13 protein-coding genes are annotated in these 18,194 nt (G+C 76.2%); 6 read left to right on the forward strand and 7 right to left on the reverse strand.

The window, feature by feature from the left end; translation table 11 throughout:
• The first annotated feature begins 55 nt into the window (after nt 1–55).
• From ACFWPI_RS29075 to ACFWPI_RS29090, 4 genes are all read left to right on the forward strand, one after another.
• Nucleotides 56–1,018 (forward strand): thiopeptide-type bacteriocin biosynthesis protein, encoded by a 963-nt coding sequence (locus ACFWPI_RS29075; protein WP_380378905.1) that lies wholly within the window; start codon nt 56–58, stop codon nt 1,016–1,018.
• A gap of 1 nt (nt 1,019) precedes the next feature.
• On the forward strand, nt 1,020–3,785 hold the full coding sequence (locus ACFWPI_RS29080; protein WP_380378907.1) for a lantibiotic dehydratase: 2,766 nt from the start codon (nt 1,020–1,022) through the stop codon (nt 3,783–3,785).
• 12 nt (nt 3,786–3,797) lie between these two features.
• Nucleotides 3,798–3,968 (forward strand): hypothetical protein, encoded by a 171-nt coding sequence (locus ACFWPI_RS29085; RefSeq protein WP_380378909.1) that lies wholly within the window; start codon nt 3,798–3,800, stop codon nt 3,966–3,968.
• Nucleotides 3,969–4,110: 142 nt separating this feature from the next.
• Nucleotides 4,111–5,361, forward strand: a complete 1,251-nt coding sequence (locus tag ACFWPI_RS29090; protein ID WP_380378911.1) for a lanthionine synthetase LanC family protein — start codon at nt 4,111–4,113, stop codon at nt 5,359–5,361.
• 43 nt (nt 5,362–5,404) lie between these two features.
• On the opposite strand, the gene ACFWPI_RS29095 is transcribed toward ACFWPI_RS29090, so the two are convergent.
• The 3 genes from ACFWPI_RS29095 to ACFWPI_RS29105 are packed head-to-tail and all read right to left on the reverse strand — an operon-like array spanning nt 5,405 to nt 8,304.
• Entirely contained in the window at nt 5,405–6,061 is a 657-nt protein-coding gene (locus ACFWPI_RS29095) for a response regulator (RefSeq protein ID WP_380378913.1), read from the reverse strand.
• The gene (locus ACFWPI_RS29100; RefSeq protein ID WP_380378914.1) at nt 6,046–7,356 is read right to left on the reverse strand and encodes a sensor domain-containing protein; all 1,311 of its coding nucleotides are present in this window, start codon (nt 7,354–7,356) and stop codon (nt 6,046–6,048) included. Before ACFWPI_RS29100 ends, ACFWPI_RS29095 begins: the two co-directional genes overlap by 16 nt.
• Before the next feature lie 9 nt (nt 7,357–7,365).
• Nucleotides 7,366–8,304, reverse strand: coding sequence for a DMT family transporter (locus tag ACFWPI_RS29105; protein ID WP_380378916.1), 939 nt, complete (start codon nt 8,302–8,304; stop codon nt 7,366–7,368).
• A 166-nt stretch (nt 8,305–8,470) separates the two neighbouring features.
• On the opposite strand from ACFWPI_RS29105, the gene ACFWPI_RS29110 reads away from it, so the two are divergent.
• Both ACFWPI_RS29110 and ACFWPI_RS29115 read left to right on the forward strand, forming a co-directional pair.
• Complete coding sequence (locus ACFWPI_RS29110) at nt 8,471–9,400, forward strand: LysR family transcriptional regulator (RefSeq protein WP_380378918.1); 930 nt, start codon at nt 8,471–8,473, stop codon at nt 9,398–9,400.
• A 207-nt stretch (nt 9,401–9,607) separates the two neighbouring features.
• The gene (locus ACFWPI_RS29115) at nt 9,608–10,900 is read left to right on the forward strand and encodes a carbohydrate-binding protein (protein ID WP_380378920.1); all 1,293 of its coding nucleotides are present in this window, start codon (nt 9,608–9,610) and stop codon (nt 10,898–10,900) included.
• A gap of 91 nt (nt 10,901–10,991) precedes the next feature.
• On the opposite strand, the gene ACFWPI_RS29120 is transcribed toward ACFWPI_RS29115, so the two are convergent.
• From ACFWPI_RS29120 to ACFWPI_RS29135, 4 genes are all read right to left on the reverse strand, one after another.
• The gene (locus tag ACFWPI_RS29120) at nt 10,992–13,904 is read right to left on the reverse strand and encodes a hypothetical protein (protein ID WP_380425143.1); all 2,913 of its coding nucleotides are present in this window, start codon (nt 13,902–13,904) and stop codon (nt 10,992–10,994) included.
• Nucleotides 13,904–15,790, reverse strand: coding sequence for an HSP90 family protein (locus tag ACFWPI_RS29125; RefSeq protein ID WP_063349747.1), 1,887 nt, complete (start codon nt 15,788–15,790; stop codon nt 13,904–13,906). Before ACFWPI_RS29125 ends, ACFWPI_RS29120 begins: the two co-directional genes overlap by 1 nt.
• Nucleotides 15,791–15,846: 56 nt before the next feature.
• Complete coding sequence (locus ACFWPI_RS29130) at nt 15,847–16,875, reverse strand: hypothetical protein (RefSeq protein WP_380380928.1); 1,029 nt, start codon at nt 16,873–16,875, stop codon at nt 15,847–15,849.
• 315 nt (nt 16,876–17,190) lie between these two features.
• Entirely contained in the window at nt 17,191–17,694 is a 504-nt protein-coding gene (locus ACFWPI_RS29135; protein ID WP_380380926.1) for a hypothetical protein, read from the reverse strand.
• Between the last annotated feature and the right edge of the window lie 500 nt (nt 17,695–18,194).

An 18,194-nucleotide genomic window follows, 5' to 3' on the forward strand; every position in this document is an offset into this window, starting at 1 on the left:
GACCAAACCGTGGAAACCCCAGGAGTAGAGCCGAAATCACGAGGAGGTGGGCACCATGGTGGAGGTCGAACGATTGCTGGCCGACTGCCTCCAGGACGCTCGCGACATTCCGTGGGGAACGGTACCGGTCGATTCCGCGGGCCCCGAATACGAGGCCGCGCGCCGCGCGTTCCTGACGGCCGGGCTGTCCGCGCTGCGCGACGACAGGCCCGAGGACGGCTGGGTGCAGATCAACCTCGCACCGGGCCCGGCCACTTGGCACCGGACGTACCGCGCCGTCGCGGACACGGCCCGCGACCTGATCGCCGCCGGCGCGGCGCGCTCCTTCTTCTTCATGCACAAACCGCCCGGGCTGCGGGTCCGGTTCGAGGCGGGCCGGTCCGATGTCGGGGCACTGCGCGAGGAACTGACCCGCCGTCTCCGCACGGTGGACGGACAGCCGCAACCGCCGCTGTGCGGACGGTACGAGCCGGAGACCTACCTCTTCGGCGGCCCGCGATCGATGCGGCACGTCCACGACCTGTTCACGGTGGACTCCCTGGCCTGGCTCGATCACCACGACACCGTCGCGGCGCCGGGCCGACCGGAGGCGGTCGCGGACTGGCGGTTGTCCCTGTACCTCCTCGGTGAACTCCTCGACGGCCTCGGCATCGTCGGCTGGGAGCACCGCGGGGTCTGGCAGGTGCTCCAGGACGACGCCGGCCGCAGGCTGGGCACCGACCCGGACGAGGACACCCGGCGCGCCGCCGCGGGCATCCTCGCGGCCTGGCGGGCCGACGGACAGAGCCTGCTCGCTCCGCTGCCGCCGCACCGGCGGGCGGCGGTCGAGGTGCACGGGGACGCCGTGCGCCGGGCCGCCGAGCGCTGGCGCACCGGCTACTTCGAGTCCGGCGAGGCGGTGATCGGCCCGCGCCGCGCCGCCGCCCACTACGTCGTCTTCCACTGGAACCGGGGGCGGCTCTCCCTGGCCCGGCAGAGCCTGCTGACCCACGCGCTCACCGGTGACGGGAGGTCCTGACGTGTCCGAGGACCGGGAACTGGGCGCCGCGGCACTGCTCCGCGTGGCCGGCATGCCCTTGGCGGCGTGGGCGGCGGCGGGCAACCCGGAGCTGTTCGCACAGGTCGCCGACCACGCCCGGCGGGACGAACGGCGGGCGGAGCACGCCCGCCAACTGGCCGGGCAGCTGGGCACCTTGGTCGTGCCGCACCCCGCCCTCACCGCCGCCGACCGCCGCGCCGTGCTGGCCGTGCGCCGTCGGCTGCACTCCGGCGCCGCACCGGGCCCGGCCGACTGCGGGCTGCTGGGGCGGCTGCCCGCCGCCCACGGCCTCGTCGCGGACGCCGCACGGCTGTCCGGCGAAGCCGAGTCGGCGGCCGCCGCCCTGCGGCGGCTGGAGGCCGCGGTGGCGGCCGAGCGCGAGCGCGTGGGCGCTCTGGGCTGGTCCCTGGTGTGCGCGTCGCCCGTCATGCGGGCCTTCCTGGACGAGGTGGAGCCCGGAGCCGCCGCAGACGTGGCCGGCCGGCTGGCCGCGGGCGAGTCCTGGAGCGGGAAGCGGCTGCGCAAACGGGCGGCGTACGTGTGGCGGGCGCTCGGTAGGGCCGCGGCGAAGACCACCCCGCGCGGCTGGGTCGGCCAGGTCACCCTGCTGCCGGTCACCCCGGCGGGCGCGAACGGCGGCGGGAACAGTGGCGGGAGCGGTGGCTGGGCCGACGGCCCCCTGCTGCGGCTCGTCCCGCCCGGTACGGCCCTCGGCGAGGTGGCGGCCGAGGCCGTGGAGAACGTCCACGGCGTGCGGGCCCGGCTCGGCGCCCTGGACCTGCGGGCGGCGGACCCGGCCACGGTGCTGGCCCTGGCTCCGCTGCACTTCCCCCAGCCGGCGGGCACCGCACCGGGCGCCGGTGTCCTGCGCTGCTGGGTGACCGACCCGCACGACCGGGGCCGGTTGCGGCAGGTCGACCTGCGGCGCTCCCTCCCCCTGGATCACGTGCTGGCCCAACTGGCCGACGGCCCGCGCCCGTTGGGCGACCTCGAAGCGGCTCTGCTGGGCACGGCCGCGACCGGGGCGGCGGCTTCCGCTCCCACGGTGCTGCGCGGCTTCCTCGCGCACCTGCTCGGACTCGGCGTGCTCCAGGCCTGCGCGGCCCCGCGCCGCCGCACCACGGGCTGGCTCGCCGCCGAGGACGTCCGCGCACGCGGCACCCTTCCGCAACCGGCGCCGGCACCGGCACCGCTTCCAGCACCGCTTCCAGCACCTGCACCCGCACCTGCGCCGAGCACCGATTCCGCTGTACCCGCACCCGCGCTCCGTACCACCGGCTCCGCCGCCCCCGCCGACGACTCCCGGCCGTGGTTCACCGACTCCTACCGCACCATAGCCTCGGCCGTCTCCGGAGCAGCCGCCCGCCAGGTGCAGCAGGGCCTCGGCACCGCCGCCCGCGTGGCGTGGCTGCGGGAAGCCGACCGGCTCGCGGGGCCGGACCCGCACCGGCTGCCGGCGGAGCTCGCGGAGCTCACCGAACGGCCGTGCCCGCTCGGAGAGATCCTCGCGCGCCACCTACCCGACGGCAGCTGCCCGCCGCCACCGCCGAAGCCCCCACGCCGGTACGCGGGCTGGCACCCCGCCGAGACCTCCGGTTCCGGTTACGCGAGGCTGCTGGCCCACCTGTCCGCCCGGGCCGGCGGCGGACCGGTGGACCTGGACGACGACCTGCTGGACACGCTCGGGGCGCCCCCGGCCGCAACCGCGCTGCCGCCCTGGCCCCTGGACTGCCTGCTGCGTCCGCTGCCGGGCCCCGGCCCGGTCGCGGTACTGGAGACCGCCTCACCGGCGGGCGTGCTGGACGCCCGGTTCGCCGACGCGCTCCACACCCTGCACGGCGGCTACGACAACCTCCGGAGCTACCGGGCCTTCCTCGCCTCCGTCGAGCGGCTGTCCGGGGCGCGCTTCGTCGAACTGCTGGTGCCGCCGCTGGCCGGACGCGCCGCCAACGCCGTCCGGCGGCCGGTCATCACCGGCTGGTGGACGGGCGATCCCGATCCCCTGCCGTACCAGGGAGCGGACGGCCTGACGGCCCGCTACCTGCCGCTGGAGCGCATCACCCTGCGACGGGTCGGCCCGCGGATCATCGCCGAGGCCGACGGGTGCCGGCTGCTGCCCGTCCACCACGCCACCCGTACGCCCCTGCCCCCGTACGACGTCCTGGTCCGGCTGCTGCTGGCCGCCGGCCACCCGGCGGGCTCGCGCCTGATCCGCCTGGACGGCTTGGCCGAGGCGTTCCCCGACACGGACCGACTGCCCCGGGTGACCGTCGGCGGCGGCGCCCTGGTCATCAGCCCCGCCCTCTGGCGCGTGCCGCCGGCCCTGCTGTGGCGGCCCGGCGACGGCGACCTGACCAAGGTGCGCGCCCTCGCCGCCCTCGGGCGCTCGGCCGGGCTGCCGCGCTTCGCGTTCGTCCGGGCCGTACCCCAGCCGAAACCGGTTCCCGTGGACTTCGCGGCGCTGACCGCGGTCCCGCTGCTGGAGCGGATCTGCGCGCGCCACCCAGGTGCGGACCTGCTGGTCGAGGAGATGCTCCCCGACCCGGGCGGCCTGCTGCTCCACGACCCCGTGCACGGCGGTGCCGCCGTCGCCGCCCAGCTGCTGCTCCGACTTCCGTTCGACCAGGGCGCCGAGGAACTCGCGGAGCCCGCCGCCGCCGCACTGCGTGGCGAACCCGACGTCCCCGGTGCGCCCGCCCCTCGCGGGCGGGCCACCGGGGCGGTCTCCACCCATCACCGCTCCTGAAGGAGGACAACCATGCCCGACACCACGGCGCTCACCGACCTCGACGCCCTCATCGGCGACCTGGACGCGCGCATCACCGAGACCACCCTGCCGACCCCCGAGGCCAGCAGCGGCGGCTGCAGCGGCGTCTGCACCGTCCTGATCTGCGACACGGTGCTGCTCTGTAGCGGCCTGTTCTGCTGATCTCCCGTCAGGCCGTCCGAGGGCACACCCTCGGACGGCCCACCCGGACAGCGGCCCCTGACTGCCGCCACCACCGGCACTCCGCCCGGCCCCGCCAGGCCGCGAGGGCGGGGTGCCGACCCGTCGTTCCCGAGGAGCCACCGTGCCGCAGCACACCGCGAACGCCGCGAACACCGAGAGCACTGAGAGCACTGAGAGCACCGAGAGCACCGGCACCGCCGTCACCGGACTCGCCGTCCGGCTCCTCGATGCCTGGTCCGCCCGGCCCCGCGAGAGCCCGGCGGTCGCCGAGCACCCCTCCGATCCGGGCGTCCCCGTCCTGGCCGCCCTGCTGCACACCACCGGAGGGCCCGAGGCCGAACGGTCCGCGGCCCGTGCCGTGGCGGTGTGGGCCCGCACCGCCGGCCAGGGGCCGGGCCACTGCGGGCTCTACGACGGCGGACTGGCCGGAACGCTGGCGGGCCTGCGCCTGGGAGCCCTGGTCCACCCGGACCTGCACCGGGCCGCCGACCGGCTCCGCGACCACCTGGTCCGCACCGCGCCGGCCCTCGACTGGCGCTGCGAGCAGGTCGCCTTCCCGGACTACGACCTCATCGTCGGCCCCTCCGGCACCCTGCTCGCCCTGACCACGGGCGCCCGCCCGGCACCGGCCCAACTCGGCCCGTACGCCGACCACCTGGCCCGGCTGTGCGACACCGACGAGCTGCCCCGACTGCGGACGGGGCAGTACGCCGGCCACCCGCACCTGGGCTGGCTCGACGGCCGGATCAACACCGGCACGGGCCACGGCGCCGCAGGAGTCGTCGCCGCACTCACCGCAGCCGTACGCCACCTCGGACCGCACCCCGGCCTGACGCCCGCCCTGCGCCGCGCGACCGGGTGGCTGATGCGGCAGTCCTTCGACGACGCCCGCTCCATCCGCACCTGGGACGGCGCCGGGCTCGACGGCCCGCCGCCCGCCGGAGCGCGCGCCCGCCAGGCCTGGTGCTACGGCACCCCCGGAGTGTCCTGGGCGCTGTGGGACGCGGCCGACGCCACGGGCGACCGGGAGACGGCGGCCTGGGCCGCAGCGGCCTTCGGCACGCTCGCCGACCGGTACGACGAGCGGTTCCACCTCTTCGGCGACCGCGCGACCGACCTGCTGGCCCTGTGCCACGGCGCCTCGGGCGTGCTGGCGGTGGCCGACGCCTTCGCCCACCATGCCGGCCTGCCCGCCGCGGCCGCGCTGAGGGCCCGCCTGCTCGCCCACCTGAGGGCCCGCCTGCCCGAGGTGGAGGCCCTGGGCGCGGAGGGGATGGGCCTGCTCGGGGGCGCGGCCGGCCCGCTGTGCGCCCTGCTCACCGCGGGCCACGACGCCTCCCGGGCCTGGCTGCCCTGTCTCGGTCTGCGCTGAGCCGCCGACGCCCGGCCCGGTGCAGGGCGCGCCCTACGCCGCCCTACGCCGCCCGGAGGTGGGCGAGGACGGCGAGGACGCGGCGGTTGCCCTCCGTGGGGTCGAGGTCGAGCTTCATGAAGATGTTGCCGCAGTGTTTGACCACCGAGGCCTCGGTGATGGTCAGCCGGGTGGCGATCGCCTGGTTGTTGAGGCCCTCGGCCATGAGGGCGAGGACTTCGCGTTCGCGGGGGGTCAGCCGGGTGAGGGGGCGGTCGGCGGACTGCTGGCGCAGCAGGACGCGGACCACGTCGGGGTCGATGACGGTCTCGCCGGCGGCGACCCGGCGCAGGGCGTCGAGGAAGTCGGCGACGTCGCCGACGCGGTCCTTCAGGAGGTAGCCGAGGCCGGCGGGTTGGGCGCCGGCGGCGGCGAGCAGGCGGGTCGCGTACGGGCTCGCGACGTACTGGGAGAGCACCAGGACGGGCAGGCCCGGGTGGCGTTCGCGCAGGTCGAGGGCCGCACGCAGGCCCTCGTCGGAGAAGTCGGGCGGCATCCGGACGTCGGTGATGACGGCGTCGGGCCGTTCGGTGTCGACGGCGGCGGCGAGGGCGCGGGCGTCGCCGACGGCGGCGGTCACCCGGTGGCCGCCGAGGGTGAGGAGTTCGACGAGTCCGGCGCGCAGCAGGACGGCGTCCTCCGCGATCACGACCCTGAGCACGGGACCTCCAGCCGCAGCGTGGTCGGGCCGCCCGTCGGGCTGGTCACCATGAGCCGTCCTTTCAGGAGTGCCACCCGGTCGGCGAGTCCGCGCAGGCCGGCCCCGGCGGCCGGGTCCGCCCCGCCGTGGCCGTCGTCGGTCACCTGGAGCACCAGCCGGCCGTCGGCGATGCGCCCGCTGACGGTGATCGCGGCGGCGCCGCTGTGCTTGGCGGCGTTGGTGAGCGCTTCGGTGACGGTGAAGTAGGCGGTGGTCTCGACGGGGGCGGGCAGCCGGCCGGGGAGGTCGAAGTCGGACCGGACCGGGATGGGGTGGCGCAGCGCGACCTCGGCGACGGCGGCGGCGAGGCCGTGGTCGGTGAGCACCTGGGGGTGGATGCCGCGGACCAGGCCGCGCAGTTGTTCCAGGGCCTGCCGGGCTTCGCCGCGGGCCCGGGCGACGAGGGCGGTGGCCCGGTCGCCGGACTGGGCGCTGCCGTCGCGCAGCGCGTGGTCGGCGAGGCCGAGGGTCATGCTGAGCGCGACGAGCTGCTGTTGGGCGCCGTCGTGCAGGTCGCGTTCGATGCGGCGGCGTTCGGCTTCGAAGGCGTCGGCGAGCCGGGCCCGGGAGCGGGTGAGTTCGAGGACCTGTCGGCCGCTGTCCTCCTCGCGGGGCCCGAGCAGGAGGCGGGCGAGGGCCACCTGGGCGGTGGTCAGCAGGGCCCCGGCGTAGGCGCAGAGGAGGAGTCCGGCGAGCCCGGCGGCGCTGAACGGCAGGGCGGCGAGCGGCCCCGGCACCGCCCGGCCAGGGATGATCATGACGGTTTCGGGAGCCAGCGCCCAGACGATCACCGGGGAGGCGACCAGGGCGGCACAGAACAGCAGCGCGGCGCTGAAGCCGAGCGCGGCGGCGGCGAGGGCCGTGGCGGTGAGCGCGGTGTGGGCCAGCTCGCGCCAGGTGGCGCGCTCGCGCAGGCGGGTCCGCAGCCTCGCGCGGCGGCCGGCGCCGGGCAGCGGGCGGTGCGGGTCGGGCAGCGGTGCCGGTTCGACCAGCCGCAGCCGTCGGCGTTCGAGGGCGGCGGCGGGGATGCCCGCGAGGGCCAGGGCGAGGAGGACCGGCAGTCCGACCCCGACCACGGACAGGCCCAGCCCGAGCACCAGCAGCACCGCCAGGGCGGCCAGCAGCAGCGGGCCCAGCAGCGCGCCGCCGAGCAGGTACGCCCAGCAGCGCGGCACCCACGGGGTGACGGGGAAGCGCAGCGGGTGGGCTCGCAGCGCGGCCCAGACGGCCGTCGGCTGCTGCTCCTCCTCGTTCACCCGGTCACTCTAACGAACCCTCTGACCAGGCCTCGGGGCGTCGGGCGTGGCGGCGGCGGAGCCGGCCGGGCGGGGTGCGGGCCGGGGGCGGGTCAGGGCGACGGCGGCGATCACCAGGACGCCGCCGGCCAGGGCGTTCCAGCCGACGGGTTCGGCGAGGAAGGCCGCGCCGAGGGCCGTGGACCACAGCGGCATGACGTAGGTGACGGCGGAGGCCACCGCGGTACCGGCCGTGCGGACCAGCCCGAGGTTGAGCAGGTACGCGAGGCCGGTGCCGACCGCGCCCAGCACCAGCAGGGCGCCGGCCGCGCCCGCCCCCGGCCAGTGCGGGGCGCCCGCGGCGAACGGCGCGATGGCGGCCAACTCGGCGGTGGCGCAGGCGATCTGGACGGCGGAGAGGGTGACCACCGACTCCGGCCGGCCGGAGAGGAAGCGGCGCAGATAGGCGAAGCCCGCGCCGTAGCAGCAGGCGGCGGCCAGGCAGGCGAGGCCGCCGGCGGCCTCGCCGGAGCCGATGCCGCGCCAGACCCCGAGCACGGTGAGCACGCCGACGAAGCCGAGGGCGAGTCCGGAGAGCCGGCGGGCGCCGGGGCGGCGCTCCTCGGCGACGGTGAGGACGGTGAACAGCAGGGTGAACAGCGGGGTGGTCGCGTTCATCACCCCGGCGAGGACGGAGCTGACCCGGGTCTCGCCGAACGAGAACAGCGTGAACGGCACGGTGTTGAGGAGCACCGCGACCACGGCGGAGTGCCCCCAGAGCGCACGGTCGCGGGGGACGCGCTCGTGGCGCAGCACGAGGATCGTCCACAGCGTGACCGCCCCGAGCGCGCAGCGCCACAGCGCCACCCACAGCGGCGGCACCCCCGCCTCCACCGCCACCTTGATCAGCGCGAAGCTCGCGCCCCAGATCGCCGACAGCGCCACGAAGCCCGGCAACCAGCGCCGCACCCGGACCACCTCCATCTTCGTCCCGTTGGTTCCGTCCCGGTCCCGTCCAGGGTCCAGTCTCGGGTCCCGCTGCGGGTCCCGCCTGGGGTCCCGTCTGGACAGAGGGTGGCCCGGCAGCAGAGCATGAGTCCAACAAGTGGCAGCACCGGATGGATGAGGAAGTCTCATGGCGTCGGAGGTCAACCTGGCCCAGCTGAGGGCACTGGTCGCGGTCGCCGACACCGGGGGGTTCGGTGCGGCCGCCGACGAACTGGGCATCAGCCAGTCCGCCGTCTCGCACGCCGTCGCCGCGCTGGAGCGGACCCTCGGCGCGCCCGTCCTGCTGCGCGGCACCCCGGCCCGGCCCACTCCCCTGGGCGAGCAGATCCTCCCGCACGCCCGCACCGCCGTCGCCTCCGCCGCCGCCGTGCGCGCCATCGCCATCCGGCACTCCGGCGGCCCCGTCGGCACCGTGCGGCTGGCCGCGCCGACCACCGTCTGCCAGGCGCTGCTGCCCGGGCTGCTCCGGGACTGGAAGGCCGCCTACCCGCAGGTCACCGTCCGGGTCTTCGAGGGCGAGGACGACGAGCTCGCCACCTGGCTGGAGGCGGGCACCGTCGACGCCGCCGTCCTGGTCGACCCCGGGCCGCTCCCGCCCGGGGCGGTCGCGCTCGGGGCCGACTCCATGCACGCGCTGCTGCGCCGCGACCACCCGCTCGCCGGACAGGAGGCCATCCACGTCGCCGACCTGGAGGACGACGACTTCCTGCTCTCCGAGGGCGGCTGTGAACGGCACATCCGCGAGGCCTTCCGCCGGGCCGGCACCCGCTTCACCCCCCGGCACCGCATCCGCGACCTCAACACACTCATCGGCATGGTGCACGCGGGCGTCGGGGTCTCGGTGATGCCCGCGCTGGCGCTGACCATGCTCCCGGCCGACTGCGTGCTCGTCCCGATCCGGCCGGCCGTCCACCGCACGCTCACGCTCACCGGGCCGACCAGCCGGCCGTGGTCGCCGGCGGTCGGCGGGCTGCTGGCGGCGGTGGGTGCCGCGCAGGGGGCGGGTGACGCCGCGCGGGGAGTGGGGACCGGGGTCCGTGTGGCGGCGCGCGCCTGACGGGGAGCCCGTTCGGCGCCCGGCCCACCGCCGGCGCCGGGCCCGGCTTGACCATTTTGGGGTTGACCACCCTTCCTCGACAGGTCTATACCAGTGACAGCCTTCGGCAACTACCCCCTGCCAAAGGCCCGTTCGGTCTGCGCGCCACCCCCACCTCCGGCGTGAGCAGCCCCTCCCCCACTGCCGTCCCGCCTGGAAAGGCCCTCGATGGAACGCGCACTTCCCTCACACCCCGCCCCCCGGAACCCGCGCCGCCGCCCGCGCCGGGTCGCCGCCGCCGTGGCCGGGGTGCTCGGCCTGGTCGCCGGCGGTGTCGCCGCGCTCGCGAACACCGGCTCCGCCGCCGCCGACACCACGACCGGCCTCGGCAGCAACTGGTACGCCTCGGCGCCCTACCTGATGCCCGAGGACAACAGCCCGCCGGACGCCGCGGCGGTGATGGACGCCACCGGGCAGAAGGCCTTCCAGCTGGCGTTCATCCTGGCCCAGGGCAGCAGCTGTTCACCGGCCTGGGGCGGCACCTCCTCGATCGACACCGACACCACCATGCCCGGCGTCATCCAGACCATCCGCGGCAAGGGCGGGGACGTCTCGGTGTCGGTCGGCGGGTACGGCGGCACCAAGCTCGGCCAGGTCTGCGGCACGCCGGAGGCGACCGCCGCCGGGTACCAGAAGGTGATCACCGAGTACCAGTTGAAGGCGATCGACTTCGACCTGGAGGAGCCGGAGTACGAGAACACCGCGGCGATCCACAACGAGATCGGCGCCGCCCGGATCCTCCAGCAGAACAACCCCGGCCTCTACATCTCGATCACCACCGCCGGGACCAACGCGGGGACGGGCTGGTTCGGCACCCAGATGCTGAACGAGGCCAAGTCGCAGGGCTTCACGCCGAACAACTACTCGATCATGCCGTTCGACGGCGGGTTCAACGGCGCGGCCGCGCAGACCGACGCGCTGGTGAAGTTCAACCAGATCCTCCAGACCACCTTCGGCTGGTCCGAGGCGACGGCCTACGCCCACGAGGGCGTGTCGATGATGAACGGCCGCACCGACGCCGCCGAGTACTTCCGGCAGGCGGACTTCCAGGCCGTGCTGGACTTCGCCACCGCGCACAACCTGGCCCGGTACACCTACTGGTCGGTCAACCGGGACCGGCAGTGCACGGGCCCGGTGGACCCGGGGCTGTCCGGCTCCTGCTCCAGCGTGGCGCAGAACGACTGGGACTTCACCAAGTACACCGTGAAGTTCGCCGGGGCGACGCCGCCCACCACCCCGCCGACCACGCCGCCGACCACCCCGCCCACCACGCCGCCGACGACTCCCCCGACCACCCCTGGGGCCTGCGCCGACCCGGCGTGGAGCGCGAGCACCACGTACACCAGCGGCAGCAAGGTCTCGTACGGCGGCCACGAGTACCACGCCAAGTGGTGGACGCTGAACGAGGTGCCGAGCGCCAGCGGCCAGTGGGGCGTCTGGGGCGACGACGGCCCCTGCTGACGGGCTGACAGCTCGACGGGCCGACGCCCGGGGCCCGGGGCCCGGGGATCTGCGCACCCCGGGCCCCCGGCAGGCCAGTTCGCGGCCGTGGTCAGTCCGCGGCCGTGAACCGCTCCCGCAGTTCGGCCAGTACCTGCGCCGCCTCCGGGAGGCCGGCGGCCTCGCAGCGGGCGATGCCCGCGGTCAGCCGGGCGACGGCCGCCCCGGTACGGCCGAGGTCGGCGCCCTCGATCAGCGCGGCCAGTCGGACGGCCTCGGCCCGGGACGTCCCGGCCCGCTCGTCGCCGCCCTCGTAGACCGCGATCGCCCGCTCGACCTCGGCCAGCGCCTCCTCGTGGCGCTCGGCCATGGCCAGGCAGCGCGCCCGCTCGTAGTGCGAACCGCCGCGCAGGTACCAGGGGTTGTACTCCTGACCGGCCTGCCCGGCGCGCTCCCCGGCGGCGTCCGCCTCGGCCAGCCGGGCCAGCGCCGACGCCAGCCCCTCCGGGCCCTCGGCGTGCATGGTCAACCGGGCGAACTCGCGCAGCGTCGCGGCCAGTTGGTCCACCTGGGGGGCCTGGGCGTGGGCCGCGAGGGCGCGGTCGAGGGCGGCCTTCGCGGCCTCCCAGCGGTCCGCCCGGGCCAGCGCCAGCGCGGCCTCGCAGGCGACCATGGTGTGGGTCTCCTGCTCCTCCCAGCCGGCGACGACGTCGGCCAGCCGCAGGTACTCCTCGGCGGCGTCCCGGTGCTCGTCCAGTTCGGTGAGGCCCCGGGCGAGGTCCAGCCGGGCCTGCGCGAGCATCCGCACGTCCAGCTCCGACGCGGCGGCGTCCAGCAGCACCGACTCCAGCACCGCGACGGCGTCGGCCGTGCGGTCGGCGGCACGCAGCACGTCGGCCAGCTGGAGACGGGCCTGGGCGGCGTCCTCGGCCGCCTCCCGGCCCTTGCGGTCGAAGCGCGCGGCCGCCTCGGTGAGCGCCCGGACCGCGCCGCCGCGGTCCCCGGCCCCCATGGCCGCGTGGCCGAGCATCAGGTAGGTGGGCGCGTACGGGTAGGAGTCGTCGCCCCAGCGGGCGGCCTCGGCGAGCGCCCGGTGGAACACCTCGACGGCCTCGGCGGGTTCGCCGCCCTGCAACAGCACCTGGCCCAGCAGACCGAGCACCCGCGGGGTGTGCCAGGGCAGTTCGGCCGCGTCCAACTGGGCGAGCACCTCGCGCAGTTCGGTGGTGGCCTCGGCCAGCCGGCCCTGCCGGGCGGCCGCGTCGGCCAGGTACTGGCGGGAGGTGGCCGCGCGGCGGGCGGAGCCCAGCTCCACGGCGGTGCGGTGGTAGCCGCCGGCCGCCGCCTCGAAGCGCTCGACGGCCTCGGCGGGCGGCTCGGGCAGCGCCTCGACCAGGTCGTGGTGGGCGGCGTAGGCGCGGACCTGCCACACGATCAGGTGGTCGTCGTCGGCCATCGTGCCGGCGGCCCGCAGTTCCTCGGCCCGGCGCAGCACCTCGTCGAGCGCCGGCCAGTCGGCCACCGCGCCCTCGACGTCGCCGAGTTCCACGATCAGCGCGCGGGCCCGGGCCATCAGGGCCTGGCCGGGCAGCCCGGCCTGCTCGAACAGCTCGGCGGCGGCCAGCAGCCCGGCCCGGCCGTCGGCGTGCTCGTCCCGCTCCAGCGCCTGGTGGGCCCGCTGCTCGGCGAGTTCGGCGCGCAGCCGCCCTGGGCTGCCGACCGCGGTGCCCTCGGGGTGGGCGAAGCCGTCGGCGGCGGCGCGTTCGGCGATCCGCCGCCAGAGCCGGTCGGCGTCCGGGTGCCCGACGAGCTCCAGCTCGCGGGCCCGGACCACCAGGGCGGTGAAGTCCTCCGGCTCCGGCTCGACGGCCCGGCGCGGTGCGGGCGCGAGGGCCGGGGCGGCGGCCAGCTCGGGCGCGGCGGCGGCGCGCACGCCGAGGGCCAGCGGCTCGGCCAGCAGCGGCTCGCGGGCCAGCCGGGCGCGCCGGTCGGCGCCGACCGCGTCGGTGCCGTTGCGGGCGTCGAAGCGGGCGGCGAGCGCGTCGGCCTCGGCGCGCACGTGGGCGAGCAGGGTGTCCGCCGTCCAGGAGGTGCCGGGCGGGCCGCTGACCGCGAGCCCGCCGTGGCCGCCCCCGGCCAGGACGGCGAGCAGCACCTCGACGCCGGTGAGGAAGGACAGCAGCGCGGACGGCTCGCCGGCCACCGCGAACAGGTCGCGGTTCTCGGCGAGCAGTTCCAGGCCGCGCGGCTCGTTGCCGGACAGCGCGCAGAACTCGACGTGCCGGCCGACGGCGTGCGCCATCGAGGCCTTGCCGCGCGCGGCGCGGTAACCGGTCAGGTGGCTGGAGCGGGCCTCGTCCAGCCGGCCCCGGCGCAGCAGCGGGAGCAGGGCGGCGGCCTGGCTGAGGGCGGGCTCCTGCTCGCAGCTGCTCCGGCCGTCGAGGACCGGCTGCAGGACGTCCAGCGCCCGGGCGTCGTCGCCGGCGTCCGCGAAGTGCTCGGCGCGCGCCCGGGTCTCGCAGGCGTGGCAGTCGCTCAGCTCGGAGCGCGGGCGGGCCGTCCACAGCTCGTAGGCGTCCTGGCGGCCGCTGCCGGTCTGCGCGGCCAGGTGGTAGCGCTGGGCGTAGTACGGCTGGAGGTCGAAGCCGGCCGCCCGGTAGCGGTCGCGCAGTTCGGTGTGCCAGCGCCGCAGGGCCGGCAGCGGCACGTCCGGATTGCCCAGGAGCGCGCCGGCCACCCACTTGAAGCGCCAGAACACCTGCTGGCGGGCCCACTCGCCGAAGCCGTCCGGGTCGGCGTCCCACAGCTTGAGGAGGCGGGCGAAGACGACCGGGCTCTTGCCGCGCTCGCCGTCGTACTCGTACGCCTCCATCAGCTCCAGCAGGGCCATCGAGCGCGCCCCGGTGTCGTCGAACTGCTCGGCGGCGTCGACGAGTTCCTCGGCCGCGACGGTCCGCTGGCGGCCGTAGGGGCGGGCGTCGTTCTCGCGCAGCGCGGCCATCACCGCATCGGGGGTGTCCAGCATCAGGCCTCCTTCGGGTCGGTGCGGTCCGGTCCGGCCGACTCGTGGCCGAGCATGGCGTGGTCGAGCAGGCTGATGAACGAGCGGTTGAGCAGGGCGCTCTCGCTGGCCTTGAGCGGGCGGCGGGTCATCAGCACGGCCTGCCCGTACAGCGCCTCGACGGCGGTGACGGCCAGCTCGCGGTTGGTGACCGTCGCGGCGCGGCGCACCAGCGGGTTGAGGTGGTTGAGCACCAGCTGGGCGCGGGGCGCCTCGGCGCGCAGCGAGCCCAGGATGTCCGCCCACAGGCCGTCGGCCTCCTCGGCGAGCTGGGCGCGGCTGCGCTCGTGCCGGGCCTCCCGGTTGTCCAGCAGCAGCGCGGGCGCGTTGGTCGGGTGGAAGCTGCGCAGGGCGACGTCGCAGTCGAAGCGGCCGACCACCTCGCGGGCGACGGCGAGGAAGGCGTTCGCGGCGAGCTCGGCGGCCGGGTCGACGGTGTCCAGGTGCGCGGTGACGGTGCCCGGGTCGAGGTCGGAGACCGAGACGCCGGGGCGGATCTCGGGCAGCCGGTGCACCAGGTCGCGGTCGTAGGTGTAGCCGCCGTTGACCACGCCGAGGCCGGCGGCGCCGGCGATCGGGGCGACCTGGCGGAACTCCTCGACGGTGCGGGTCACCAGCACCACCGGGTGGCTGCGGGTGAACTCGTCCAGGGTGACGTTGCCGTCGGTGGTCTCGAACGGCAGCCACGGCAGCATCATCCGCAGCAACTCGTCGTCGTAGCGGGCGAGTTCCTTGACGGCCAGGTGGTGCACGGACAGGAAGCGGTGCAGCAGCGCCGGGTCGCTCGCGGACAGGCCGGTCAGCCAGTCGCGGATCCGGACACCCAGCGCGTCGCGGACGGCGGCCAGCGTCTCGTCCGCGTACAGGCCCTCGCGGGAGGCGGTCGGGCGCAGGCCGTCGGTGTCCACCACGCAGCGGACGAAGAACGCCCAGTCCGGCAGCAGCTCGTCGGCCTGGTCGGACAGCAGCATGCCCTTGAGGTGCACCCGGTGGCCCGAACGGCGGGACGGCGGGGCCGCGTCCGGCAGCACGTAGGCGACGCCGCGCAGGCCGACCAGCGGCAGGTCCAGGTCGATGGTGTCGAGCGGGGCGAAGTCGAAGGCGGCGCGGCAGTACTCCGTCAGCGCGTCGCGCCGGGCCAGCGGCGAGCCGTGCCGCTCGGCCCACGGCGGGGTGCGGTTCACCCGGTGCTCGGTGCCGTTCGCGTCCACCACCGTGACGTCGTGGCGCAGCAGGCTGCCGAAGTCCCGGGCCAGCGCGAGGACACGGCCCGACCGCGTCCACTCGACGGCGTCGGCGCGCGGGACCAGCGTCACGGTGGTGCCCGGCTCCGGCTTGGCCGCGGCGGGCAGGGTGCGGATCGTGTAGCGGCCGTCGGAGCCGCCGCGCCACTCGATCACCGGCGCGTCCGGGGTGGCGGCGGAGCGGGTCACCACGGTGATCTCGTCGGCGACCACGAAGCAGGCCAGCAGGCCGATGCCGAACTGGCCGATGAAGTCGCCGCGGGCCTGGGCCAGCCCGGCGCCGTCCAGCCGGCCGTCGGCGTCGCGCTTCGAACTGCGGCCGATGGTGGCGAGGAAGGTGTGGACGTCCGCCTCGGTCAGGCCGACGCCGGTGTCGGTGACGCTCAGCTCGTCGTCGGCGCGCACGACGATCCGGGCCGGCGCCTGCGGGTCGAGGGCGCGGCGGGCGGAGATCGCGTCCACCGCGTTCTGCAGCAGCTCGCGCAGGTACACCCGCGGGCTGGAGTAGAGGTGGTGGGAGAGCAGGTCCACCAGGCCGCGCAGGTCCACCTGGAAGGTGTGCGCGCTCGCCGCGTTGTCGGGCGTCGGGTTCTCGGATGGGGACACCGGGGGCTCTTTCGATCGCGGGGCGGGTGACGGAGGTTCTGGACGGGCCGGGGGCGTCAGTACGCGCAGCGGTCCCGGTGGGAGGCGAACGCCTTGAGCGGATCACCGGACAGGAAGTGCCAGGGCGACTCGGTGACGGTGCCGTCCAAGGCCTCGAACAGCAGGCGCGCCGTCTTGCGCTGGCCGGCCAGCGAGAAGGCCATCGCGAAGGCGTTGAAGGAACCCTGCCAGCCACGCACCGGCGTGAAGTCCGGGTGCAGCACGGAGCGGAAGGCCGCCTCCTGCAAGTCGGCCACCACCTCCGCACTGGCCAGGTAGGCGCGGTCCTCACCGTCCGGGAGGTCCAGCCAGCGCTCCAGGTGCGCCAGCACCACCAGCTCGCCGAGCTGGCTGCCCTCCGGCGCCGCGAGCATCGAGGAACGGGCGAAGGCGTGCATCTCCTCGTGCGAGCCGCCCCACTTGGCACACAGCTGCTGGAGGCGCTGGCGGTGCGAGGCCGGATGCCCGGGAGCACGGCGCACGGCGGCCTCGAAGCGGCAGGTCGCGACCTCCGCCGGGAGCGAGGCACCGCGGGCGCTGATCTGCAGGAAGTACCAGGGGGCGAGCCAGGACGGCTCGCGCTCGGCGACCTCCAGCAGCTGCTCCTCGGCGATGTCCAACCGCTCGTGGAACACCTGCCACTGCTTCTCGGACACGTGCTTCGCCCGGGCGCCCGTCCGGGCCTCCCAGGCCCAGGTGACGTGCCGGGCACCGGACAGCAGCAGCGCCAGCGCGTCCTCGGGCCGGTCGGCGAGGGCCCGGGCCGTCCACTCCTCGACCCGGGGCACCTCCGCGATCGCACCGACCCGCCCGGTCAGATCGGCGCCGTCCCCGACGGCGGCCAGCGCGGGGCCCAGGGCCGCCCAGTCACCGGCGGCGGCCTGGGCGAGCATCAGGCGCAGCGGCTCGTCCCCGAGCGCCGGATCCAGCCGCGGCGCCGCAACGGCCGCCACGGGCGCGGACCCGACGGCCCGCCGCACCCTCCCGCGCCAGCCCGCCCCGCCCTGCGCGGCCTCCTCGCCGGAGCGGCGTCGGAACAGCGGCATGTGTGGCCCCCTCGAACATCATCGGCATCTTTCGCATGGCCGCACGACGGCCACCCCAGATGAGTAGATATCACGGCCGACCGACATCCGTTTCCCCAGCCCAGGGGCGGTCCCGGTCCGGCACGCGCGGGGACCGCCCCACGGCCCGCCGACCGGGGCGGACGACCGGGGCTAATGACTGGAACGCGGGCACGTCGAACGGGGTGAGGACACGTCGAACAGGCGGCAGGCGCTGTCCGGTCCGACGCCGAACGCAGCGGGCCCCGGTGCCTCCTCGGCCCGGGGCTTCGCTTCGCTCCGCGTACGCGGCGGCCGTCAGGCCAGTCCGAGCCCGGCGTCCGGGGTCCTGCCCGCCTGGGCCTGCTCGATCCGCTTGACCAGCATCACCCCGAACCGCCGGGCGGCGGCCACGTCGGCCGGCCCGCCCTCGGTGGTCACGCTGGCGACGACGGTGCCCGAGCGCAGCACGATGCCGATGCCCTCGCTCTCGCCCAGCTGGCCCTGGAAGGCCTGGCTCTCGCTGCCCAGCACCGGGGAGTCGACCGTGCGGAACGGCCCGGCTCCGTAGGAGGCGTAGGACTCCTTGAGCTTGCCCTTGGCGGCGTCGCGGTTCGGCAGCGTCTCGACGATGAAGCGGGCGACCACGTCCCCCGAGGAGAACCGGACGGAGCCGCTGAGCGGCTTGCCGGTGCACGGCACCGACGCGGTGCAGGTGGTGGCGTGGTCGAGGGTGTCGACCTTGCGCTTCTCCTCCTCCCAGCCCGCCATCGCCTTCGCGTCCGGCAGCACCTGCCCGACGAGCTTGTCGTCCAGCAGCACCGCCTCCAGGTCCGCCCCGGGCGTCGCCGCCCCGGCCGGCGGAGCAGAGGCCCCGGCGCCAGCGCCACCGCCAGCGCCACCGCCTCCGGTCGCCGGCGCCGAGGCCGAGCCCGCGGCCGCACCCGCCCCCGTCGCGGCGGCAGACGCGGACGCCGACGCGGAGACCGAAGCCCCCGCACCGGTCTCACCACCCGCCGGACCGGTCGCGCTCGCCACCGCACTCGCCGCCCCCGCCGCACCCTTGGCCGCGTCCGAGCCCGCCGGGGAACTCCCCGCAGAACCCGCCGAGCACCCGGCCAGCACCCCCGTCAGCACCCCGGCCGCCACCGCGGCAGCCACCCTCCGACCAGCCATCCCCATCCCCATCGCCCACTCCCTCCGGATGTCCGTGACCCATCAAGATAGCCGCCGCCCCCGGCCCGCCCGCGCCCGGGTGCACCTGGGCCGATCAAGGACGGAGCGGGGGCGGGAACGGCGGCGGGGCGGTGACCGTGGTGGTC

It is taken from the genome of Kitasatospora sp. NPDC058492 (assembly GCF_042720685.1).
Classification (GTDB): domain Bacteria; phylum Actinomycetota; class Actinomycetes; order Streptomycetales; family Streptomycetaceae; genus Kitasatospora.